The following is a 22,810-nucleotide window of genomic DNA, read 5'->3' on the forward strand; positions in this document are numbered from 1 at the left end:
GCGTTGCTCTGCATTGCGGCCCGCCCGTCGCGCGAAGGTGAACGACGGGCGTTTGCGGGCACTAGCGAGCCCGTTACACGACGATGGTCTGCGCTTCGCCTTCGGCCCGCGCACGCACGACGCCGATTTTCCAGACGGCTTCGCCGGCCGCGCCGAGCTGTCGCATCGCCTCGTCGGCGTCGGCTGCCGCCACGATGACGGCCATCCCGATCCCGCAATTGAAGACGCGATGCATTTCGGCATCGGCCACGCCCCCCTGCTGCTGCAACCAGGAAAAGAGCGGCGGCATCGGCCACGCGCCGTTGCGAAGTTCAGCCGTCAGGTGCTCGCCGAGCACGCGCGGAATGTTCTCGACGAGACCGCCGCCCGTGATGTGCGCCATGCCCTTGACCGCGATGTTCTGCATCAACGCGAGCAGCGGCTTCACATAGATGCGCGTGGGCGCCATCAGCGTGTCGGCCAGCGAGCGGCCATGAAAATCGGCCGAAAGGTCAGGATTGGCGCGCTCGATGATCTTGCGCACGAGCGAAAACCCGTTGGAATGAATGCCGCTCGACGCCAGCCCGAGCACCACGTCGCCCGCGGCGATCGTGCTGCCGTCGATGATCTTGCTCTTTTCGACCGCGCCCACCGCAAAACCCGCCAGATCGTATTCGCCATCGGGGTACATGCCCGGCATTTCAGCGGTCTCGCCCCCGATCAGCGCACAGCCGGCCAGCTCGCAGCCCTGAGCGATACCCTTCACGACCGTCGCCGCGGTGCCCACGTCGAGCTTGCCGCAGGCGAAGTAATCGAGGAAGAAAAGCGGCTCGGCGCCTTGCACGAGGATGTCGTTGACGCTCATCGCGACGAGATCCTGGCCCACCGTGTCGTGCTTGTTCAGATGAAACGCGAGCTTGAGCTTCGTCCCGACGCCGTCCGTGCCGGATACGAGCACGGGCTCGCGGTATTTCTTCGGCACTTCGAAAAGCGCGCCGAAACCGCCGATGCCGCCCAGCACGCCGTCGCGCAGCGTCCTCTTCGCAAACGGCTTGATTGCGTCGACGAGCGCATCGCCCGCGTCGATATCGACGCCCGCATCGCGGTACGACAGACCCTGAGCCGGATGCTGCCCATCCGGAGCCGATTTCGATTGATTCATGGGGGAGTGCGAGAAGGTCGGTAAAATGCGATTTTAACTGATGTCGGCTTCGATTCCGTGCTACTCGTCGGCAGGCCGTTCCGAACCGCTCGCCGACCCCACCAGGAAACGCTTTTGTCGCAGAACGCTCCGCTTCTCACGCCTTATCAGCGCCAAGCCCTTTTCTGGGGTGCCGTCGCGCTCGGCCTCGGCATGCTCCTATGGCTGCTGCGCCCCGTGCTCACCCCGTTTTTGCTCGGCGCGATCCTCGCCTACATCCTGCAGCCCGGAGTGGGATGGCTCGTGCGCAAGCGCGTGCCGCGCGGGCTCGCCGCGCTCGTGATGATGCTGTTTTTCGCGCTGCTCGTGACGCTGCTGGCGCTGCTCGTGTTCGCCGTCGTGCGGCGCGAAGGCCCACAACTGCAACAGCAGATCCCCGGGCTCATCGCGCGGCTGCACGATTGGGCTCAGCCGAAACTCGCGTTCCTAGGCTTTGGCGACGTCTTCGATTTCTCGAGCCTGCGCGACATGCTGACGGGCCAGATCGAAAGCAGCGCGCAAGCGGTCGCGCTGGCGGTCTGGAAATCGGTGCGCACGAGCAGCAACGTCATGATCACGGTGGTGGGCGACCTCGTCATGGTGCCGCTCGTGCTCTTTTACCTGCTGTACGACTGGAACATGATGCTTGCGCGCGTCGCCTCGTTCGTGCCACGGCGCTGGCTCGCGAAAACCACCGAGCTCGTCATCGAGATGGACGGGACGCTCTCGCAATATCTGCGCGGCCAGTTGCTCGTGATGGGCATCCTCGCCATCTATTACGCCGCCGCGCTCAGCGTCGCCCGCTTCGAAATCGCGCTGCCGGTGGGCATATTCACCGGGCTTGCCGTTTTCATTCCCTACGTGGGCTTCGCGACGGGGCTCATCCTCGCGCTGCTCGCCGCGCTGCTGCAGTTCGGCGACTGGTACGGCTTCGCGGCGGTGGCCGTCGTCTACGGCATCGGCCAGATTCTCGAAAGCTTCATTTTGACACCGCGGCTCGTCGGCGAGCGCATCGGCCTGCATCCGCTCGCCGTGATCTTCGCGCTGCTCGCATTCGGCCAGTTGTTCGGCTTTTTCGGGGTGCTGCTCGCCCTGCCCGTCAGTGCCATCCTCTCGACCGCGCTGCGCGAAGTGCGGCGCGGCTACCTGGCAAGCGGGCTTTACAAGAACTGACCGTGACCGTGCTGCGCCAACTGACGCTCGATCTGGGCACACCGCCGCCCTCGACATTCGACAATTTTTTCGCCGGTACCAACGCGGAACTCGTCACGCGGCTCGCCGAGCTCGACGGCGCGCTCGCGGCCGGCCCGGTGGCCGACCGCACGTTCTACATCTGGGGCGAGCCGGGCAGCGGGCGCAGCCATCTGCTGGCAGCGCTCGTGCATAGCGCGGGGCCCCAGCGCGCCCGCTTCATCGGCCCGCAAAGCGCGCTCGCGGCATTCTCGTTCGACGCACGCGTGCCGATCTATGCGATCGACGACTGCGACAAGCTCTCGAGCGCGCAACAAGTCGCGCTGTTCAACCTTTTCAACGAGGTGCGCGCGCAGCCGTCGGCAGCGCTCGTCGCCACGGGCAATGCCGCGCCGATCGCGCTGGCCGTGCGCGAGGATCTGCGCACCCGGCTCGGCTGGGGGCTGGTCTTCCACCTCGCTCCGCTGCCGGACGACCGCAAAGCCGCCGTGCTCAGGCAAGCGGCCAGGGAGCGCGGCATTGCGCTAGCCGAGGACGTCCCGAGCTATCTGCTCACGCACTTTCGCCGCGACATGCCGAGCCTGATGGCATTGCTCGATGCGCTCGACCGCTTCTCGCTCGAGCAAAAGCGCGCCGTCACGCTGCCGCTGCTGCGCACCATGCTCGCTCAGCCGGCCGCTTGGCAAGGCACGCAGGACACGGACGCGAGCGCGTCCGAACGATCGGCGGATACGCCCCCCGGCGCTCAGGCCACTGGAGCGCGCCGGTTCAAGTAAAATGCGCCCTCATGACCCATCTCGCACTTTTCGACCTCGATCACACGCTCATCCCGACCGACAGCGACCACGAATGGGGCCGCTTCATGGTCAAGCTCGGCATTGTCGATTCCGAGCGCTTCATGCGTGACGTCGATCGCTTCTACGCCGACTACAAGGCTGGCCAGCTCGACATCCATGCCTACCTGGAAGCGATGCTGACGCCGCTTGCCAAGTATTCGCGCGAGCAACTGGCGGCCTGGCACGAGCAGTTCATGCACGAAGTCATCCGGCCCGCACTGGTTCCGGCCGCGCTCGAGCTCGTGCGCAGCCATCAGGAGAAGGGCGACCTTTGCTGCATCGTCACGGCGACGAACGAATTCATCACGCGGCCGATCGCCGACGCGTTCGGCGTCGAAATGCTGATCGCCTGCGAAGTCGAAACCGTCGACGGCCAGCCCGGGTCGGCGTTCACAGGCCGAGGCGCCGGCACGCCGAGCTACCGCGAAGGCAAGATCGTGCGCGTTGAATCATGGCTGGCGTCGCTCGGCAAAACACTTGCCGGGTTCGAGCGCAGCTACTTTTACAGCGATTCGCATAACGATATTCCGCTGCTGGAGAAAGTCACCGATCCGATCGCGACCAATCCCGACGCAACGCTGCGCGCGCACGCCGAAGCGAAAGGCTGGCGCATCCTCGATCTTTTTGAACCGTCGTGATCAAGAAACTCATCCGCAAACTGCTGGGCCACGACTCGCCCGCGCCCGTCGACGCACCCGAGACCGCCCGATCGCACCAGGATTCGCCGCCGCTCGACGAGAGCGAATCACGTCCGGCGAAACCGCGCCGCAAGCCTGCGCGCGCAGGCGGCAAGAGTGCGCCGCCCGAGCCCGATGTTCCCGTCATTCTGTCCTCGGACATTCATGGCATCGATCCGACGCTGATCTCGCGCAACGCGGTTCGCGTCACCGATACGCTGCAGCAGGCCGGCTACCGCGCATTCATCGTCGGCGGGGCCGTGCGCGATCTGCTGCTCGGCATTGCGCCGAAAGATTTCGATGTGGCGACGGATGCGACGCCTGAAGAAGTCCAGAAGCTTTTTCGCCGCGCGCGGCTGATCGGACGGCGCTTTCAGATCGTTCATGTCCAGTTCGGACAGGAAATCATCGAAGTCTCGACGTTCCGCGCGCTCGTCGACACGCCGCAGGATGCGCCGCAAGCGGCGCCCGCGGGCGGCGCGCCGGGCAGACGGTCGCGCCGCGACGAACTCGATCGGCGTACGCACGCCGTCGATGCCAGCGGACGCGTACTGCGCGACAACGTCTGGGGCGAGCAGCACGAGGATGCGACGCGGCGCGATTTCACGATCAACGCGATGTACTACGATCCGGCGACGCAAACGGTGCTCGACTATCACAACGGGATGGCCGACGTCCGGGCGCGCATGCTGCGGATGATCGGCGACCCGGCGACGCGCTATCGCGAGGATCCTGTCCGGATGCTGCGCGTCGTGCGCTTTGCCGCGAAGCTCGGCTTCGAGATCCACGATGCCACGCGCGCACCGATCACGGCACTTGCGGACCTCATTCACAACGTCCCGGCCGCCCGGCTGTTCGACGAAATGCTGAAACTGCTGCTGTCGGGCCACGCGCTCGCGTGCCTCCAGCAGTTGCGCAAGGAAGGACTTCACCACGGGCTGTTGCCTTTGCTCGATGTCGTGCTCGAACAGCCGCACGGCGAATCGTTCATCACGCTTGCGCTGAACAGCACCGACGCGCGCGTGCGCGCGGGCAAACCGGTTTCACCCGGCTTTTTATTCGCCACGCTGCTCTGGCACGACGTGCAACAGCGCGCGCAGCAATTCGAGCGCGACGGCGAATATCCCGTTCCCGCGCTGCATCGCGCCATGGACGACGTGCTCGACAAGCAAACCGAGAAGCTCGCCATTCACAAGCGCTACTCGGCCGACATGCGCGAGATCTGGGGATTGCAAGCGCGCCTCGAAAAACGCTCGGGGCGCAGCGCGCTCAAGCTCATCGAACACCAAAGATTTAGAGCGGGGTATGATTTCCTCCTGCTGCGCTGCGAGTCGGGCGAACTCGATCCGTCGATCGGCCAATGGTGGACGGCCTTCATCGAAGGCGATTCGGCGGCGCGCGAAGCGCTGCTTTCGGAAGGCGGCAGGGAGCGGGCACCGCGCAAGCGCCGGCGCCGCGGCGGTCGCAGCCGCGGCAAGACGGGCGACGCGGAATCGTCGAGCGATGCGGTCAGTCCCGCTACGCACGACGTGCGCGAGGAGTGACGGGCGCGGCTGTGCGCGCCCGGAGTGGTCAAGTCGTGGAGTCGTAGGAAGCCATGTGATGACGGTTGCTTATCTCGGCCTCGGTGCAAATCTCGGCGATGCCCGACAGTCCTTGAAGGATGCGGTCGTCTGCCTTGCCCAACAGCACACCATCACCGTGCTCGCCAAGTCGAGCCTGTATCGGACTGGACCGATCGATGCTGAAGGCGACGACTACTACAATCTCGTCGTCAAAGTCGAGACGACGCTCAGTGCCCATGCCCTGCTCGCGCTGTGCCACCGCATCGAGCACCAGTTCGGGCGGGAGCGCCCGTTTCACAATGCTCCGCGCACGCTCGATCTCGATATCGTGCTGTACGGTGAAGCGCGCATCGACGATACCGATTTGACGATTCCCCACCCGCGCGCAGCCAGACGCGCGTTCGTGCTGGTACCGCTCCTCGAAATCGACCCCGACATTGCGATTCCCGGTGCCGGTCCCGCGAAGGCGCTCGTTGCCGCCGTCGCCGATCAGCGCATCGAGAAGGTTCAAACCTGCCGCTGTGCGTTGCTCGACAAGCTTGGTATCAAGCGCGAGGCGCCTCCTTCCACCGACAGCGATTGCCGATGACTCATCCCGCCATCACCGTCGAGGCGCCGGATCGCCGCGCGCCGTGCCGCTACCTCGCGATCGAGGGGCCCATCGGAGCAGGCAAGACCTCGCTCGCGCAACGACTCGTCGAGCGCTGGTCGATGCGGCCTCTTTTCGAACGCGCGAACGAGAATCCTTTCCTCGCGAGGTTTTATGGCGATATGGCGCGCTATGCGCTGCCTACGCAGTTGCACTTCGCACTGCAGCGCATCGACGAAGCGCGCGAAGCAGCCGAAGCGCTCGCGAGCGGCGCTTCGCTCGTCGCGGACTACATCGCCCAAAAGAACGATATCTTCGCCCGCATCACGCTCGATGACGAGGAGTGGCGTCTTTATCGAAAGCTAGCGGCCCATCTCGATGCCGTAGCGCCCGTACCCGATCTCGTCGTCTATCTTCAAGCGAGCCCCGCGACGCTCCTGCAGCGCGTTCAAAAGCGCGCCCGTCCCGAGGAGGCGCCGATGTCCGAGGCGTATCTGCGCAAACTTGCCGAAGCTTACGACCAATTCTTCTATCACTTCGATGCCTGCCCGGTGTTGACCGTCAATACCGAGCATTTGAATCCGCTCGAGTCGGCAGCGGATCTCGAGCTCGTCGTCGAACGCATCGAAACGATGCGGGGCCGCAAGGCGAGCTTCGTCAAAGCACAGTGAGCAGCCCGGCCGCGATCCGGCCGGGCGCTTTCCACTCTCTTTCCGGGAACGGGACATCCGATGACCTACCTGCAGGAAACCAGCCGGCCCAAGGTGACCGTGCCGAAGCTCCAGGCGATGCGCGACGCGGGCGAAAAAATCGCGATGCTGACCTGCTATGACGCGAGCTTCGCGTCGCTGCTCGATCGCTCGGGCGTCGATGTGCTCTTGATCGGCGATTCGCTCGGCAATGTGCTGCAAGGACATACGACGACGCTGCCCGTCACGCTCGAGGACATCGCCTACCACACGAGTTGCGTCGCACGCGTCGATCCGCGCGCGCTCGTGGTGGCCGATCTGCCGTTCGGCAGCTACGGTACGCCCGCCGAGGCCTTTGCCAGCTCGGTCAAAATCATGCGCGCCGGCGCGCAGATGGTGAAGCTCGAAGGCGGCGAATGGCTCGCCGATACAGTGCGCTATCTTGTCGAACGGTCCGTGCCCGTCTGCGCGCACGTGGGGCTCACGCCGCAATCGGTGCATGCGTTCGGCGGTTTCAAGGTACAGGGAAAGACCGACGCCGCTGCCGCACAGCTCGTGAGCGATGCGCTTGCGGTTCAGGATGCCGGCGCGCAGTTGATCGTGCTGGAAGCCATTCCGTCCGCGGTGGCCTCGGGCGTGACGAACGAATTGCGGATTCCGACGATCGGCATCGGCGCGGGACTAGACTGCTCAGGACAGGTGCTCGTCCTTCACGACATGCTCGGTATTTATCCGGGCAAGCGGCCGCGCTTCGTCAAGGACTTCATGGCCGGCGCTCCGAGCATCGCAGCAGGGATCGAGGCCTATGTGAAGGCCGTCAAGGATGGGACGTTCCCGAGCCCCGAACACGAGTTTTGAGCCTCACTGAGGCCCGGCTTCGTCCTGCCGGGCCGGTACGATCCGCGCCGGCAGCGCGCCACGCAAGGCATTGCATATCAGCAGCGCTTCGGCGGCGTAAAGGTCGCGCAAGGTAAGCTCCCGCTCCGCAGCGCCAAACGCGCGATCGTCGAGCAATACCGCGCGCATCACCCCGGGCAGCAGACCCGCGGAAAGGGGCGGCGTCCACCAGCGGCCCCCAAGCTTGACGAAGACGTTCGAGCGGCCGCCCTCGGTCAACTCGCCGCGCTCGTTGAAAAAGAGCGTGTCGAATGCACCGTTTGCTTCGGCCTCGCGCCAGCCGCGATCGTATTCGGCGCGACGCGTCGTCTTGTGCCGTAACAGCCAGTCGTTCGAGCGCATCGGCGCAAATCCGTGCTCGGGAGCCAGCAGCACGCCAACGAACGACCCTTCGGCCTCATCGCCTTTTGCCTCTCCGCCGAGCGTCACGACCGGACCGAGCGGCGCAGTCACGATCCCGGCCCGCCCCTCCTTCGATAACGCAAGCCGGAAACGGTGCTCGCCGCCGGCGCTCAAATGCGCGCAACGCTCGGCGATCTGCTCGCGCAGTGCCGACTCCTCGAAAATAAAACCGAGCTCGGCCGCGCTGGCTGCAAGACGTGCGAGATGGCGGTCGAGATGCGCCACGCCCGTCTCGCGCGAAGCTCGCATCGTTTCGAACAGCTCGAAGCCCGGATCGGCGCCGGTCAGGAATTTCGCCTTCAGCCGGCACTCCGCCAGTTCGTCGGCCGCGACGCTGTCGAGCACGATCCCGCCGCCGACGCCCATCGTTCCGGCGCGCAGCCCCGTTACCTCGTTCGGCACGTCGAGTGTCAAAGTGCGGATCGTCACGGACAGGCAGAAGTCACCGCACGGATGGGACGCGTCCTGCGCGCTATTGGAAGGCGCGTCGTACCAACCGATCGTTCCGGTGTAAAGCCCCCGCGGCGTGGTCTCGATCTCGTCGATGAGTTCCATCGTCCGGTGTTTGGGCGCACCCGTGATCGAGCCGCACGGGAAGAGCGCCCGCATGATGTCGGCAAAAGTGGCGCCGTCGATCAGATCGGCCTCGATCGTAGAGGTCATCGCCCAGATCGACGGATACGGTTCGATCGAGAACAACGCCGGCACCTGCACCGAGCCAATTTTTGCCACGCGCGAGACGTCATTGCGCAGCAGATCGACGATCATCAGGTTCTCGGCGCGATTTTTCGGATCGCTGCGCAGAAACGCTTCGGCGCGTGCATCCTGCTCGGGCGTGCGGCCCCGCGCCGTCGTCCCTTTCATCGGGCGCGTGCGCAACCGCGCGCCGGTCTTTTCGATGAAGAGTTCCGGCGAGCACGAAACGATCCACCGATCGTTCGGCAGCGCGATGAGTGCGCCGAACTGCACGGGCTGTCTGGCGCGTAGCCGCCGGTAGAGTCCGAGCGGCGAGCCGAACACACCGAACTTCAGTCGATAGGTGTAGTTGATCTGGTAGGACTCGCCCGCGCGCAATGCCTCGTGAACGGCGGCAATTGCCGCATCGAATTCGTCGGGCGTCACGCTTTCCGCAACATGGGCCGTACCCGCTACCGATGGGTCGATGCCCGTACCTTGCGAAAACGCGGCCCCCTCCAGGCGATCGCGCTCGGCAAGCCATGCATCCACTTCATCGCGCGTGAGCTTCTCGCATCGCTCGAACAATAAAAAACGCAGCGAGCCGGAGCCGCGCTGCGTCGAATGGGTTCGCGCGAGATGCAAGTCGCGCCCGAATTCGTAATCGCCGAGAACGAGCGCATGAAGCCCGCCGCGCACATCGGCCGCGGCGGCAGCGCACACCTCGTCGAGCTTCGAAGCGTCACGCGCTACGTGCTCGCGCACGAACCGCGTGTACAAACGGCTCGAACGGCGCGCCGCGCTCGCGTCGCAATCGTCGAGCAGCGCGAATACCGTGCTGCGCTCATCAACATTCATCGTTCATACCCGCAGCAACGGACTGCCCGGCGCCTCTCGCTAGTGCACTAGAACTCAATCGAAAAAGCTTTTTACCTTGTCGAACCAGCTTTTGCTCTGGGGACTATGGCGCGGCCCGCCCTCCACGAGCGATTTCTCGAACTGCTTGAGCAGTTCGCGCTGCGTGTCGGTCAGCTTCACGGGCGTTTCCACCTGCACGTGAACGTATAGATCCCCAGCCACGCTCGAACGCAGGCCTTTGATGCCTTTGCCGCGCAAGCGGAACGTCCGGCCCGATTGCGTCCCCTCGGGCACCGTGAAGCTCGCGCGCCCTGCAAGCGTAGGCACTTCGATCTCGCCGCCCAGCGCCGCCGTCGTGAACGGGATCGGCATCTGGCAGTGCAGATCGTCGCCTTCGCGCTCGAAGACCGAATGCGGCTTGATATGGATCTCGACGTACAAGTCGCCCGGCGGTCCGCCGTTGACACCCGGCTCGCCGTTGCCCGACGAGCGGATACGCATGCCGTCGTCGATCCCCGCCGGAATCTTCACTTCCAGCGTCTTCGTTTCCTTCACCTTGCCGGCGCCGTGGCAGTTCGCGCAGGGATCGGGGACATAGGTCCCGCTGCCGTGGCACTTCGGGCAAGTCTGCTGGATGCTGAAAAAGCCCTGCGACATGCGCACCGCGCCCGCGCCATGACACGTCGGGCAGGTTTCGGGCTTCGTGCCCGGTTTCGCCCCGGAACCGTGGCAGACCTCGCAGCTCACCCACGTCGGTACGCGGATCTGTGTCTCGCAACCGTGTGCCGCCTGCTCCAGCGTGACTTCCATGCTGTAGCGCAGATCGGCGCCGCGATAGACCTGCGGGCCCGCGCGACGGCCGCCACCACTGGCCGCCTGACCGAAGATGTCGCCAAAGATGTCGCCGAACGCATCGGCGAAGCCGCCAAAGCCGTGCGCACCGGCGCCCGCCATATTCGGATCGACGCCTGCGTGGCCGTACTGGTCGTACGCCGCACGCTTTTGCGAATCGGAGAGCATTTCGTAGGCCTCTTTGGCCTCCTTGAAGTGCTCTTCCGCATTTTTGTTGTCTGGATTGCGGTCCGGGTGATACTTCATCGCGAGCTTGCGATACGCCTTCTTGATCTCGTCGTCGCTCGCGTTTTTCGCAACGCCCAGAACCTCGTAGTAATCCCGTTTCGCCATCGGCTCACCACCGGCCGCGCAGCGCGCACGACCGCTCCTTTCACATGCTGTGGAGTCTTCCGACTCGTTCGGACATGCCTCTCGCCGGCTACCGCTTCGCAGCCGTCACAAGCACGCCGCCCATAAAGCAAATGTGCCCGGAGAACCCGAAGGTTCGCCAGGCGCGTCACCGGCCGGCCCCATGAAGGGTACCGGCCGCCGTTTCGGCTAAGCCTTCGCTTAGTCCTTCTTCACTTCCTTGAACTCCGCGTCGACCACGTCGTCTTCCGCGGATTTGCTCGACGCCTGGCCTGCGCTCGCACCGCTGCCGGCACCCGCGGCCGCACCCGCGGCGCCTTGCGCCTGCATGTCGGCATACATCTTCTCGCCGAGCTTTTGCGAGACCTTGGCCACGGCTTCGATCTTCGCTTCGATCGCCGCCTTGTCGCTCGAGCTGCCCTTCAACGTTTCCTCGAGCTCCTTCAGCGCCGATTCGATGCTCTCCTTCTCGCCGGCGTCGAGTTTCTCGCCGTACTCGGTCAGCGCCTTGCGGGTGCTGTGCACGAGCGCGTCGCCCTGGTTGCGGGCATCGGCCAGCTCACGCAGACGGTGATCTTCCTCGGCATTGGCTTCGGCATCCTTCACCATCTTTTCGATCTCGGCTTCGGAGAGGCCCGAGTTCGCCTTGATCGTGATCTTGCTTTCCTTGCCCGTGCCCTTGTCGCGCGCGCCGACGTGCAAGATCCCGTTCGCGTCGATGTCGAACGTCACCTCGATCTGCGGCACGCCACGCGGTGCGGGCGGAATGCCTTCGAGGTTGAACTCGCCGAGCAGCTTGTTGCCGGCCGCCATTTCGCGCTCGCCCTGATACACCTTGATCGTCACGGCCGACTGGTTGTCGTCCGCCGTCGAATACACCTGCTGGTGCTTCGTCGGAATCGTGGTGTTCTTGCTGATCATCTTCGTCATGACGCCGCCCAGCGTTTCAATGCCGAGCGACAGCGGCGTCACGTCGAGCAGCAGCACGTCCTTGCGGTCGCCGGAGAGCACCTGCCCCTGGATCGCGGCGCCCACGGCCACCGCCTCGTCCGGGTTCACGTCGCGGCGCGGCTCCTTGCCGAAGAACTCCTTGACCGTTTCCTGAACCTTCGGCATGCGCGTCATACCGCCGACGAGAATCACGTCGTCGATATCGCTCACCTTCACGCCCGCATCCTTGATAGCGATGCGGCACGGCTCGATCGTACGCTGGATCAGATCCTCGACGAGCGCTTCGAGCTTCGCACGCGTGATCTTGAGGTTCAAGTGCTTCGGCCCCGAGGCATCCGCCGTGACGTACGGCAGATTGATTTCGGTCTGCTGGCTCGACGACAGCTCGATCTTCGCCTTCTCGGCCGCTTCCTTCAGACGCTGCAGCGCGAGTACGTCCTTCGAGAGGTCGACACCCTGCTCTTTCTTGAACTCGCCGATGATGTAATCGATGATGCGCTGGTCGAAATCCTCGCCGCCAAGGAACGTATCGCCGTTCGTCGACAGCACTTCGAACTGCATTTCGCCGTCCACGTCCGCGATTTCGATGATCGAAATGTCGAACGTACCGCCACCGAGGTCATAGACCGCGATCTTGCGATCGCCCTTCTCGGCTTTGTCGAGACCGAACGCGAGCGCGGCCGCCGTCGGCTCGTTGATGATCCGCTTGACTTCGAGACCTGCGATCCGGCCAGCGTCCTTCGTGGCCTGACGCTGGCTGTCGTTGAAGTACGCCGGCACGGTGATCACGGCTTCGGTGACCGGCTCGCCGAGGTAGTCTTCGGCGGTCTTCTTCATCTTGCGCAGGACTTCGGCGGAGATTTGCGGCGGCGCGAGCTTGTTGTCGCCCACTTTCACCCAGGCGTCGCCGTTGTCGGCCTTGACGATCTCGTAGGGCATCAGGCCGATGTCCTTTTGCACTTCCTTTTCCTCGAAGCGGCGGCCGATCAGGCGCTTGACCGCAAAGAGCGTTTTCCTCGGGTTCGTCACCGACTGACGCTTGGCCGGCGCGCCGACGAGGATTTCCCCATCCTCCATGTACGCGATGATCGACGGCGTCGTCCGGGCGCCTTCCGAATTCTCGATCACCTTGACCTGATTGCCTTCCATCAGCGCCACGCACGAATTCGTGGTGCCGAGGTCGATGCCGATGATTTTGCCCATTTTTCCTAATCTCCTGACTTTCAATCCGTAGCAGCGGCGCCTACCGGGGAGCCGCTCCTGCTCGATTCATAACTGCACTCAACATGAGTGCTCGCGCATCGTTTTCAAGGCCCCGGGGCCCATGCGGTCATTGGTTTTTTGCGTGCGCCCGGGCGCCCGGCGCGGTTACTTGGGCTGGGCCACGGTCACGAGGGCCGGCCGCAGTACGCGGTCGGCGATGACATAACCCTTTTGCAGCACCGATACGACGGTATTGGGCTCCTGGTCGGCCTGCACCATCGAAATGGCCTGGTGCTGGTGCGGATCGAATTTCTCGCCGACCGGGTTCAGTGCCACGACACGTCCTTTTTCCATGGCGGCCGTCAATTGGCGCAGCGTCAATTCGACGCCTTCGCGCAGCTTCGCGATGTCGCCCGACGAGTCCGCCAGCGCCGCCTCGAGACTGTCGACCACGGGAAGCAGGTGCTCGGCAAAAGCCTCGATCGCGAATTTGCGCGCCTTCGATATGTCGTCGGCCGCGCGGCGGCGTACGTTTTCCGTCTCGGCCTTGGCGCGCAGGAAACTCTCCTCGAGTTCAGCGAGCTTGGCCTGAGCCTCGGCGAGTGCCGTCTCGGCCGGATTAGCTGCCTGCGCCTGCGATTCCTCGGCAGCGGGTGCCGCTTGCGTGGCGACGCTCTCAGCCATGGGTTGCGCCGTATCGCCTGCCGAAGCGGGGTTCTGATCAGCGGGGTTGTCTTGCGGGTGTTCCATGTCGCGAAATCGTCCTAAAGGTGAAGTCGTTCAGAGCGTGCATTTCGCGCGCCGGCTCGCTCCGGTGTCTGTCACCGCGCTGCCGGAGCGCTGTTTGTTGCAAAAAAGCAACCCCACGCTCGCGCATCCCGGCGTAAATGGGGGCGCCATATGGCGTTTCAAGAGGCGAACGCGGCTTTTTCGCACCGCTCCCGTGCATGGGAAACGAACGGTAACACTGGTTACGGCGCCAGTACCGAAACCGCATTGAGCACCATTCTGGTTTGCCCTACACTGGTTTTCATCTAAGTGTTTTTCCGTGCAACGCGCCGCGATCCGCGGTCACCGCACGGAGCCAGGCAGCATCGCTTCGAACCGCTTTTCGTGTCCGTGCCCGCTCATCTCCATTGGGGGAGTACCGTGAAACTGACCTTTGCAATTGCGGTGGTCGCGCTGGTACTCGTCGCGGGGACCACGACCATCTGCATCTCCGGCGCCGTCACCGACAAGACGACGGAATATGGTGCCGTCCATGCCACTTTCGAGCAGTTTTTCAATCCCCACCTGAAAGTTTGTCGATGACGCGCCTGTCGCGCTTCGTCGGCCGCCCGTGCAGCGCGGCCGCCGGCTCGCGGTAGGTACGGCGCCGCTGCTCCTCGGCCGCGCGCTGCGCGCGGCTTTCCGACGTTTCCTCGTAAAGGGTCTGTGCCACAGCGGCCGGCCCGCGCACCTCGCATACCCCCACCACGCGGACTTCCCAGCTCAGCCGGTCGATTTCGATCGCGACCAGATCGCCCACCCGGACTTCCTTGGCAGGCTTCACGGCCGCGCCGCCGATTCGCACGCGACCCTTGTCCACTGCGTCAGCCGCCAGGGACCGCGTCTTGAAAAAGCGCGCGGCCCAGAGCCATTTATCGATGCGCAGGCGCGCACCCGGTTCCGTCGAAATCTTGAAGTTCATGGCAATCGCTGAAATGGGCTCGGGGCGCACACCGGCTCCGCACGCTTGCGCGCAACGATCCTGCCCGCCGCCCGCAAGTGCGCGTACGCCGATGCGCTTCGGAAGCGCCGCGTCATCACGCGAGCGCGCCGGCCGCGGCTGGCGCATGCGCCGGCCAGCCTTGAAGCTGCTGCGCGACGATTTCCCCCAGCGCGGCGATCCATGCCGGTGCAGCGTTCAGACATGGAATGCGATGAAATTCCTTGCCGCCGGCATGCAGAAATTCGTCGCGGACCTCGATCCCGATTTCCTCGATCGTTTCGAGGCAATCGGCCGTAAAGCCCGGACAGAGGACATCGGCCCGTCGCACGCCGGCCGCCCCGAGCTCGCGCACAGTCGGCGCCGTGTAGGGCTGCAGCCACTGCGCACGCCCGAAGCGCGACTGGAACGTAACGAGGCATTCGGTGGCCGTCAATCCGAGCGCCGCAGTCAGCATTGCCGCCGTCTGCTGGCATTGGCCGTGGTAGGGATCGCCCAGATCGAGCGTGCGCTTGGGCACGCCGTGGAAACTGAGAATCACCTTGTCGCCCGAGGCGAAATTCGGGGTGCCATGGACAGCCCAGTACGCCCGCACCTGCTCGGCCAGCGCGCCGATATAGGCAGGATGATCGGCATAGTGCCGCACGGTGCGGATCTCGAGCTGATTGCGCATGCGCCCGAGCGCCGCGAATGCGGCATCGAACGCAGTCGCCGTGGTCGACGACGAATATTGCGGATACATCGGCATCAACAACACGCGCTCCGCGCCCGCCAGCTTCAACTGGTTGAGCATCGCGCCGATGCCCGGCGTGCCGTAGCGCATCGCATAATCGACGATCACCGGATAGTCGTTCGCATGCAGCAGCGTACGCAGCGCTTCGACCTGCTTTTCGGTGTAGACGCGCAGCGGCGAGCCTTCCTGCATCCAGACGGACGCGTACTTTCGGGCCGACGAGCGGCCCCGGAGCGGCAGGATCAACCCGCGTAACACCGGCTGCCAGACGAGTGCGGGGATTTCCACGACGCGCGGATCCGACAGGAATTGCGCGAGATACCGGCGCACCGCGCGCGGCGTCGGCGCATCGGGCGTGCCGAGATTGATCAGCAGCACGGCGACGCGATGAGACGTGGCAGGCTGCGACGGCAGCTCGAGATCGAAGCGCATAGGCAATCGTAGAAAGGCTTGAGCGGCGCGGCAAAAGCTCGGTTCACGTGAAGGGCATTATAGCGAGCCGCCCGTGCTGCCCGACATTCGGCCTTCCGGCCAATGGCGGGGCTCGGCGCACACCGTGCATCATTCGCCCATGGCCCGTCGGCGACCGATGGGCGCCGGCAGGGCCGAAGTCTAGTGCCTAGTGCTGACTGAGCGCGGTCGACAGCAATCGCGCGGTGATGTCGACGATCGGAATCACACGGCTGTAGGCCATGCGCGTCGGCCCGATGACGCCGAGCGTGCCGACGATCTTCCCATTGACCTCGTAGGGGGCCGTCACGACGCTCATCTGCTCGATCGGGACGAGATTCGACTCGCCGCCGATGAATATCTGGACGCCCTGGGCATGACTCGATACATCCAGCAATTGCAGGAGGCTCGTCTTTTGATCGAATACGTCGAAAAGCTTGCGCAGCCGCGCCATGTCGGACGAAAGGTCGGCCACTTCGAGCAGATTGCGTTCGCCCGAGATCAGCACCGTTTCACCGGTGTCGGATTCGTCCGTGCTCGCGGTCACCGCCGCGTGCATGAGCGCCGTCATGTCGCCGCGCAGTTCGTCGATTTCCTCGCGCAGCCGCCGGCGGACCTCGTCGAACGAGAGCCCCGCAAAGTGCGCATTGATGTAATTCGATGCTTCAGTGAGCTGCGAGGGGGAATATTCGCGCCGCGTCGCCATGATGCGGTTCTGGACATCGCCTTCGGGCGTCACGATGATCAGCAAAATGCGCTTGTCGGACAGCCGCATGAATTCGACCTGCTTGAACACATGGCTGCGGCGCGGCGTCAGCACGACGCCGGCGAATTGCGACAGATTCGACAGCACGCTGGCCGCCGCCGCGACGACTTTTTGCGGCTCGCCGGGCTGCAACGTCCGTTTGACGGCCCGTGTAACGGCTTCCTCGTCCGCGACCGATTCGACCGTCAGCATCGTATCGACGAACAAACGGTAGCCGCGCGGCGTCGGGATCCGGCCCGCCGACGTATGCGGACTGGCCACGAGCCCCATCTCCTCGAGGTCCGACATCACGTTGCGGATCGTCGCCGGGCTCAATTCGAGCCCGGAATAGCGCGACAACGTGCGCGAGCCGACCGGCTGACCTTCCGCGATATAGCGTTCGATCAGGGTTTTCAACAGGGTTTGTGCGCGTGGTTCTAGCATGACGCAAAATTTTAGCCAATCGCCGATGGTCCCCCGGCCGCCTGAAGGCGTCCGGGTTGCCGTACAGCGGGTCCCGGCGCGCGGCCCGCCCTTCATCGGCACGTCATCATTCTAGCGACAAATCAATATTGCGGGACCGGGTGGAACAACGGTTCTTTTAGGACCCCAGCTATGGTGTAATGCCGGCATGAATATTGGCACCCAGTTCAAGACCGTTGCGCTCGTCGGGCGCAGCAACACGCCCGGCATCGGCGAGCCGCTGGCGGCGCTCGCCGCTTGCATCGCGCAGCGGGGCTTCGAAGTGGTATTCGAAGCCGAGACCGCACGCGATATCGGCATCGGCGGCTACCCGTCCCTCACGCCGGCCGAAATCGGCGCGCGGGCCGATGTCGCGGTCGTGCTGGGCGGCGACGGCACGATGCTCGGCATCGGCCGCCAGCTCGCGCCCTATCGCACGCCCCTCATCGGCGTCAATCAGGGGCGGCTCGGGTTCATCACCGATATCCCCGTCTCCGAGATGCAGCAGCGCGTGCCGCAGATGCTCTCAGGCAGCTTCGAGCGCGAGGAGCGCACGCTGCTCGAAGCGCGCATCATGCGCGCGGGAGAGCCGATCTATCACGCGCTCGCGTTCAACGATGTGGTGGTCAACCGCAGCGGTTTTTCCGGCATGGCGGAGCTGCGCGTGCTCGTCGACGGGCGCTTCATGTACAACCAGCGCTCGGATGGCCTCATCGTCGCGACGCCGACGGGTTCGACCGCGTATGCGCTGTCCTCGCAGGGCCCAATTCTTCATCCGCAGCTGCGCGGTCTCGTGCTCGTGCCGATCGCTCCGCACGCGCTGTCGAATCGCCCGATCGTCGTGCCGGACGAATGCAAGCTCGGCATCCAGATCATCGGCGGACGCGACGTCAACGTGAATTTCGACATGCAATCGTTTACTGCGCTCGAGCTAAACGACACGATCGAAGTGAGGCGCTCGCGTCACACCGTGCCGTTCCTGCATCCCGTCGGCTATAGCTATTACGCGACGCTGCGGCAAAAGCTCCATTGGAACGAGCATCCGTCCGGCGGCGAGGAACCGGACGACGCGACAGGGCCGCTCTAGGCGAGGCGCGCCGACGGACCGCGGCGCCCGAGCGGCCTCAGCCGTCGGCAACCCATACGAGAACACGACGTCAACATCACCATTCCCATGCTCCGCCACCTCTCGATACGCGACTTCGTCATCGTCGCCGCGCTCGACCTGGAATTCGACCGCGGCTTCACTGTTTTTTCGGGTGAAACCGGCGCCGGCAAATCGATCCTCATCGACGCACTCGCATTGACGCTGGGCGCGCGCGCGGACGCCGACGTCGTGCGCACCGGCACGAGCCGCGCCGATATCACGGCGGAGTTCAGCGCCACGGCGGAGGTCGAGCGCTGGCTCGAGGAGCAAGCGCTCGCGCGGCCCGAGCCCGACGCAGCGGGCGGCGCGGTCATGCTGCGACGCGTCGTCGATGCCAACGGGCGTTCACGCGCATTCATCAACGGCACGCCCGCCACACTCGCGCAATTACGCGAGCTCGGCGAACGGCTCGTCGATATCCACGGGCAGCATGCCCATCAGTTATTGATGCGCCCCGATGCGCAACGCACGCTGTTCGATACCCATGCGGGCCTCACGGCGTCTGCCGCCACGGTGGCAAGCGCGCACCGAAGCTGGCGCGATGCGCAACATGCGCTCGAGCTCGCTCGAACACGCGATCGCGAGCTGCAGCTCGAACGCGAGCGCCTCGCATGGCAGCTTGCCGAACTCGACAAGCTCTCACCGCAAGCCGGGGAATGGGAAGAGATCTCCGCCGAGCACCGCCGGCTCACGCACTCCGTCAATCTGATCGAAGGCGTGCGCGGCGCCGTCGATGCGCTGTCGGAAGCCGACAATGCCATGCTCGGCCAGCTCGGCTCGATCATCTCGAAACTGCGCGATTTGGCCGATATCGATCCGGCGCTTGGCGACACGCTCGCCTCGCTCGAGCCGGCCGAAATTCAATTGCGCGAGGCCGTTTATTCGCTGACGCACTATGCGCAAAAGCTCGAGCTCGATCCAGACCGGCTCGCGCAGGTCGAAGCGCGGCTCGATGCGCTGCACTCGCTGGCCCGCAAGTTCCGGTTGCAACCGGAAACGCTGCCGGCCGAGCACGAGGCACGCCGCGCGCAATTGGCCGCGCTCGACGCCGCAGCGGATCTCGATACGCTGACAGCGGCCGTCGCCACGGCGCATGAGGCCTACCTGCGCGAGGCGAAGCAGCTCTCGAAAGCGCGTGCCAAGGCGGCGAAAGCGTTGAGCGCGGCGGTCACGGCGGGCATGCAGGAGCTGTCCATGGCGGGCGGCAGCTTCGAAGTCGCGCTCGTCCCACTGGCCGAAGGCGGTGCGCACGGTCTCGAACAGATCGAATTTCGCGTGGCAGGCCACGCCGGGGTGCCGCCCAGGCCGCTCGCCAAAGTCGCCTCGGGCGGCGAGCTCGCGCGTATCAGCCTGGCATTGGCGGTGGTCGCCAGCGCCGCGAGCCCGACGCCGACACTGATTTTCGACGAAGTCGATACGGGCATCGGCGGCGGCGTGGCGGAAGTCGTCGGCCGGCTGCTGCATCAACTGGGCCGCGATCGGCAGGTGCTCTGCGTGACCCATTTGCCGCAGGTCGCGGCGCGCGGGGATCATCACTTCCAGGTCGCCAAAGCAGGTACGGCGGACGGCGGCACGCTGTCCACCGTGACGCAGCTCGACCGTACGAGCCGCATAGAGGAAGTGGCGCGGATGCTGGGCGGCCTCGAAATCACTGCCACGACGCGCCGCCACGCCAAGGAGATGCTCGCGGCCTAGGCACCGCCGGTTTGCGCCGGCTCGCGGCCCTCCGGGCGGCTCTGCCCGCTGGCGCCGGTGCAAGCCGTCACCCGAATACCCGCTGCCACAACCGCAGCACGGCATCGCGTTCGGCAGCGATTTGCGCGGCCGGTACACGCGCCTTCTCCATGCCATCGAGCCGCAAGCGATGCTGCAGTTTGCGATAAGTGCGGTAAGCGCCGCCCACGGTCTCCGCCTCTTCCGGCTGCATCAGCCCATAGCGGGCTACTTCGCGCAGCAGCGCGATATTGCCGGTATTGAGAATGAGCTCGGGGTCGCGCGCGGCGTGCAGCAAGACCCAGTATTGGACGATGAATTCGATATCGACCATGCCGCCGCGATCGTGCTTGAGATCGAAGAGGTCGCTGCGGTTCGGATGGCCGGCCGCGACGCGCTCGCGCATCGCGACGATTTCGGTCGCAAGCGGCCCCGCCTCGCGCGGCATCGTGAGCACCTGTTTGCGGATCGCCTCGAACTCGGCCCCGATTTGCGCATCGCCCGCGCAAAACCGCGCGCGCGTCAAGGCCTGGTGCTCCCAAACCCACGCCGTATTGGCCGCATCGCCCTCGCGCAATTGGTAACGCCGGAACGCATCGAGATCGGTGATCAGCAAGCCCGATTCGCCGTTCGGCCGCAAACGCAAATCGACGTCGAACAACGTGCCGGCTCCCGTCGCCGTCGTCAGCCATGTGATGAGACGCCGCGTAAAAGTGGCATAGATTTCGGCGGCCGATTCGTCAGCGTCGTCATATAGAAAGATCAGATCGAGATCCGAGGCATAGCCGAGTTCCTTGCCGCCGAGCTTGCCGTATGCGATGACGGCAAACCGCGGCGACTCGCGGTGACGTTTGGGCAGTTGGCGCCACACCGCTTCGATCGTCACGTCGAGCACCGAATCGGCGAGCTCCGACAGCCGGTCGCTGACCTGCTCGACGCTGAGCTTGCCGGCCAGATCGATCAGCAGAATGCGGAAGACTTCGGCCTGGTGGGCGTGCCGCAAAAGGTCCATCTGATGCTCGACGCCATCCGCCGCGGCCAGCCGTGTGCGCAGCGAAGCCTTGAACCCGGTCCAATCGAACGGGCTCGCAATCGCTTCGTCGTCGAGCAGTTCGTCGAGCAACTGCGGATGGCGCGTCAGGTATCCGGCCGCCCAGCGCGATGCCGCCAGCACGGCAAGTACGCGATCGAGCGCGGCCGGATACTCGTTCAGCAGCGCGAGATAGGCGCCGCGCCGGCCCACGGCCTCGAGCAAGTCGAACAGCCGCGCGAGCGTCGTGCCACGTTTGTCGGCGGGTTCCAACGCCGCAGTCGCCTCGAGCGCCCGCCGCGCGATCGTATCGAACCGTTCACGGCTACGCTCAGGCAGCCCTTGGTAGCGCGTCGAACGACGGATGCCGACGAGCCGGGCGAGGAGGTCTTCGGCGGCGGCAAAGCCCAGCGCCGAGAGGCGCGCGGCCAGCGACGGCGCGGCCGTATCGTCGTCGAGCGCGCTGCTCCAGATGCTTGCCGCCCGCGCTTCGGCCGCTTCGCCGCCCGTGTCGCGCACTTTGTCCGCGAAAATCTGATCGAACTGCGTTTCGACGAGCTCGCGGTAGTCGTCGAGCTTGGCCGCGAGGCTCGCGTAGTCCGCAAAACCCATCGAGGCCGCGAGGCGCGCCCGCTCGTCGGCATCGACGGGCATGGCATGCGTTTGAGCATCGTTCCGGTATTGAAGGCGGTGTTCGAGCACACGCAAAAAGCGGTAGGCCTGCGTGAGCTCCTCGCACACGGCGGCCGAGATCAGACCGCGGTCCGCCGCGCAGCGCAGCACGGCGAGCGTCGGCCTGACGCGGAAGCAGGCATCCTGGCCGCCGCGGATCAGTTGAAACACCTGGGCGCTGAACTCGATTTCGCGGATACCGCCGCGACCGAGCTTGATGTCGTCCGCCTTGTCCGGACGCATCGAGGCGCGGCGCCTCGCTTCCTCGCCGATCTGGCGATGCAAAGCGCGAATCGCGCTGATCACCCCGAAATCGAGATAGCGTCGGTAAACGAATGGCTTGACGAGCGCGTCGAGCTGCACGGCCAGACGCTTCGCCGCAGCGCTCGCGCCTTCCGAGACGAGCCGCCCTTTGATCCACGCATAACGTTCCCATTCGCGGCCCTGCACGTAGAAATACTCTTCGAGCATACCGAGGCTGCACGCGAGCGGTCCGGCGTCGCCGTTGGGCCGCAATCGCATGTCGACGCGAAAGACGTATCCATCCGCCGTCGGCTCGGCCAGCGCACCGATGAGCCGCCGGCCCAGGCGCGTGAAAAACTCCTGCGTCGAGATGGACGGCCGCGCCGCGCCCGCGGTCTCGCCATCGTCCTCGTAGACGAAGATGAGATCGATATCCGACGATACGTTCAGCTCCCGGCCGCCCAGCTTGCCCATGCCGACCACGCCCAGCACGAGCCGCTCGCCGCTCGGGCCGCGCGGCTCGCCGTAAAGCGCTTCGAGTTCGGCTTCGAGCGTGGCGAGCGCATGCTGGATGGCGGCCTCGGCAAGATCGGTCATCGTGCCGGTCACCTCGTCGACATCCGCAAGACCGGCCAGATCGCGCTCCATGACTGCGCAGAACACCTCGACGCGCAACCGTCGCAGCACGCGGCGCAGGGCATCCTCGTCCAGCCGCCCGGTGTCGGCGCTACCGCGGACCTGCCGCTCCAGCGCGGCGAGCGCATTCAATCGGGCGTCGATGCGCTCGCGCGTGATGGGTGCGCGCGCCCAGTCGGCAATGAGCCCGTTCAGCTCGGGCCGCGCGGCGATCGCGCGTGCGGTAAAAGACGAATAAGCGGAACTCAGGAGTGCGGTTGCAGTCATGAACGATGTGGCTCGCGTGTTGCGCACGACATGGATGGGTGAGCAGCGCACCGGCGTTTGTCGCGCGCCGGCAGCCCGCGCGGCACGGGCTTTGCGCGCCTCGCCCCGC

The 22,810-nt window shown here is 65.1% G+C and carries 19 protein-coding genes; 10 read left to right on the forward strand and 9 right to left on the reverse strand.

Annotated features, from left to right (window positions below; all coding sequences use genetic code 11):
- Positions 1-73: 73 nt before the first annotated feature.
- Positions 74-1,141 carry a phosphoribosylformylglycinamidine cyclo-ligase gene (gene purM / locus GWC77_RS02020; RefSeq protein ID WP_173255192.1) on the reverse strand — a complete coding sequence of 356 codons (1,068 nt, stop codon included), beginning with the start codon at positions 1,139-1,141 and terminating at the stop codon, positions 74-76.
- A 114-nt stretch (positions 1,142-1,255) separates the two neighbouring features.
- On the opposite strand from purM, the gene GWC77_RS02025 reads away from it, so the two are divergent.
- Genes GWC77_RS02025 through panB form a run of 7 tightly spaced genes read left to right on the forward strand, consistent with a single transcriptional unit; the run spans position 1,256 to position 7,564 of the window.
- On the forward strand, positions 1,256-2,332 hold the full coding sequence (locus tag GWC77_RS02025; protein ID WP_173255193.1) for an AI-2E family transporter: 1,077 nt from the start codon (positions 1,256-1,258) through the stop codon (positions 2,330-2,332).
- Between the two features lie 2 nt (positions 2,333-2,334).
- Entirely contained in the window at positions 2,335-3,126 is a 792-nt protein-coding gene (gene hda, locus GWC77_RS02030; protein ID WP_367948984.1) for a DnaA regulatory inactivator Hda, read from the forward strand.
- Between the two features lie 11 nt (positions 3,127-3,137).
- Positions 3,138-3,824 (forward strand): HAD family phosphatase, encoded by a 687-nt coding sequence (locus GWC77_RS02035; RefSeq protein WP_173255194.1) that lies wholly within the window; start codon positions 3,138-3,140, stop codon positions 3,822-3,824.
- Positions 3,821-5,407 (forward strand): polynucleotide adenylyltransferase PcnB, encoded by a 1,587-nt coding sequence (gene pcnB, locus GWC77_RS02040; protein WP_173255195.1) that lies wholly within the window; start codon positions 3,821-3,823, stop codon positions 5,405-5,407. Before GWC77_RS02035 ends, pcnB begins: the two co-directional genes overlap by 4 nt.
- A 58-nt stretch (positions 5,408-5,465) precedes the next feature.
- Entirely contained in the window at positions 5,466-6,017 is a 552-nt protein-coding gene (folK, locus tag GWC77_RS02045; RefSeq protein WP_173255196.1) for a 2-amino-4-hydroxy-6-hydroxymethyldihydropteridine diphosphokinase, read from the forward strand.
- Positions 6,014-6,688 (forward strand): deoxynucleoside kinase, encoded by a 675-nt coding sequence (locus GWC77_RS02050; RefSeq protein ID WP_173255197.1) that lies wholly within the window; start codon positions 6,014-6,016, stop codon positions 6,686-6,688. The genes folK and GWC77_RS02050 overlap by 4 nt, the downstream gene beginning before the upstream one ends.
- A 60-nt stretch (positions 6,689-6,748) precedes the next feature.
- Positions 6,749-7,564, forward strand: a complete 816-nt coding sequence (panB, locus tag GWC77_RS02055; protein ID WP_173255198.1) for a 3-methyl-2-oxobutanoate hydroxymethyltransferase — start codon at positions 6,749-6,751, stop codon at positions 7,562-7,564.
- A gap of 3 nt (positions 7,565-7,567) precedes the next feature.
- On the opposite strand, the gene GWC77_RS02060 is transcribed toward panB, so the two are convergent.
- The 4 genes from GWC77_RS02060 to grpE form a co-directional block, all read right to left on the reverse strand.
- A complete protein-coding gene (locus GWC77_RS02060) occupies positions 7,568-9,538 on the reverse strand; it encodes a chorismate-binding protein (RefSeq protein ID WP_173255199.1) in 1,971 nt (656 codons plus the stop codon).
- Between the two features lie 54 nt (positions 9,539-9,592).
- Positions 9,593-10,723 (reverse strand): molecular chaperone DnaJ, encoded by a 1,131-nt coding sequence (gene dnaJ, locus GWC77_RS02065; protein WP_173255200.1) that lies wholly within the window; start codon positions 10,721-10,723, stop codon positions 9,593-9,595.
- A 219-nt stretch (positions 10,724-10,942) separates the two neighbouring features.
- A complete protein-coding gene (gene dnaK, locus GWC77_RS02070) occupies positions 10,943-12,895 on the reverse strand; it encodes a molecular chaperone DnaK (RefSeq protein WP_173255201.1) in 1,953 nt (650 codons plus the stop codon).
- Between the two features lie 165 nt (positions 12,896-13,060).
- The gene (gene grpE, locus GWC77_RS02075) at positions 13,061-13,645 is read right to left on the reverse strand and encodes a nucleotide exchange factor GrpE (RefSeq protein WP_173255202.1); all 585 of its coding nucleotides are present in this window, start codon (positions 13,643-13,645) and stop codon (positions 13,061-13,063) included.
- A gap of 399 nt (positions 13,646-14,044) precedes the next feature.
- Here grpE and GWC77_RS02080 point away from each other — a divergent pair, with 399 nt between their 5' ends.
- Positions 14,045-14,206: a hypothetical protein gene (locus GWC77_RS02080; RefSeq protein ID WP_173255203.1), complete on the forward strand. Its 162-nt coding sequence runs from the start codon at positions 14,045-14,047 to the stop codon at positions 14,204-14,206.
- Here the strand turns inward: GWC77_RS02080 and GWC77_RS02085 are convergent.
- The 3 genes from GWC77_RS02085 to hrcA all read right to left on the reverse strand — a co-directional run bounded on the left by GWC77_RS02085 (position 14,178) and on the right by hrcA (position 16,975).
- Positions 14,178-14,585: an RNA-binding S4 domain-containing protein gene (locus GWC77_RS02085; protein WP_173255324.1), complete on the reverse strand. Its 408-nt coding sequence runs from the start codon at positions 14,583-14,585 to the stop codon at positions 14,178-14,180. The genes GWC77_RS02080 and GWC77_RS02085 overlap by 29 nt on opposite strands.
- A gap of 115 nt (positions 14,586-14,700) precedes the next feature.
- Positions 14,701-15,768 carry a ferrochelatase gene (gene hemH / locus GWC77_RS02090; RefSeq protein WP_173255204.1) on the reverse strand — a complete coding sequence of 356 codons (1,068 nt, stop codon included), beginning with the start codon at positions 15,766-15,768 and terminating at the stop codon, positions 14,701-14,703.
- Positions 15,769-15,955: 187 nt separating this feature from the next.
- Entirely contained in the window at positions 15,956-16,975 is a 1,020-nt protein-coding gene (gene hrcA, locus GWC77_RS02095; RefSeq protein ID WP_173255205.1) for a heat-inducible transcriptional repressor HrcA, read from the reverse strand.
- Between the two features lie 187 nt (positions 16,976-17,162).
- Between hrcA and GWC77_RS02100 the strand changes: the two genes are divergently transcribed.
- Both GWC77_RS02100 and recN read left to right on the forward strand, forming a co-directional pair.
- Positions 17,163-18,080, forward strand: coding sequence for an NAD kinase (locus tag GWC77_RS02100; RefSeq protein ID WP_173255206.1), 918 nt, complete (start codon positions 17,163-17,165; stop codon positions 18,078-18,080).
- A gap of 87 nt (positions 18,081-18,167) precedes the next feature.
- Positions 18,168-19,835 (forward strand): DNA repair protein RecN, encoded by a 1,668-nt coding sequence (gene recN, locus GWC77_RS02105; RefSeq protein WP_173255207.1) that lies wholly within the window; start codon positions 18,168-18,170, stop codon positions 19,833-19,835.
- A gap of 67 nt (positions 19,836-19,902) precedes the next feature.
- On the opposite strand, the gene glnE is transcribed toward recN, so the two are convergent.
- A complete protein-coding gene (glnE, locus tag GWC77_RS02110) occupies positions 19,903-22,701 on the reverse strand; it encodes a bifunctional [glutamate--ammonia ligase]-adenylyl-L-tyrosine phosphorylase/[glutamate--ammonia-ligase] adenylyltransferase (protein ID WP_173255208.1) in 2,799 nt (932 codons plus the stop codon).
- Positions 22,702-22,810 lie beyond the last annotated feature (109 nt).

The sequence above is a fragment of the Paraburkholderia sp. NMBU_R16 genome (genome assembly GCF_013282575.1).
Classification (GTDB): domain Bacteria; phylum Pseudomonadota; class Gammaproteobacteria; order Burkholderiales; family Burkholderiaceae; genus Trinickia.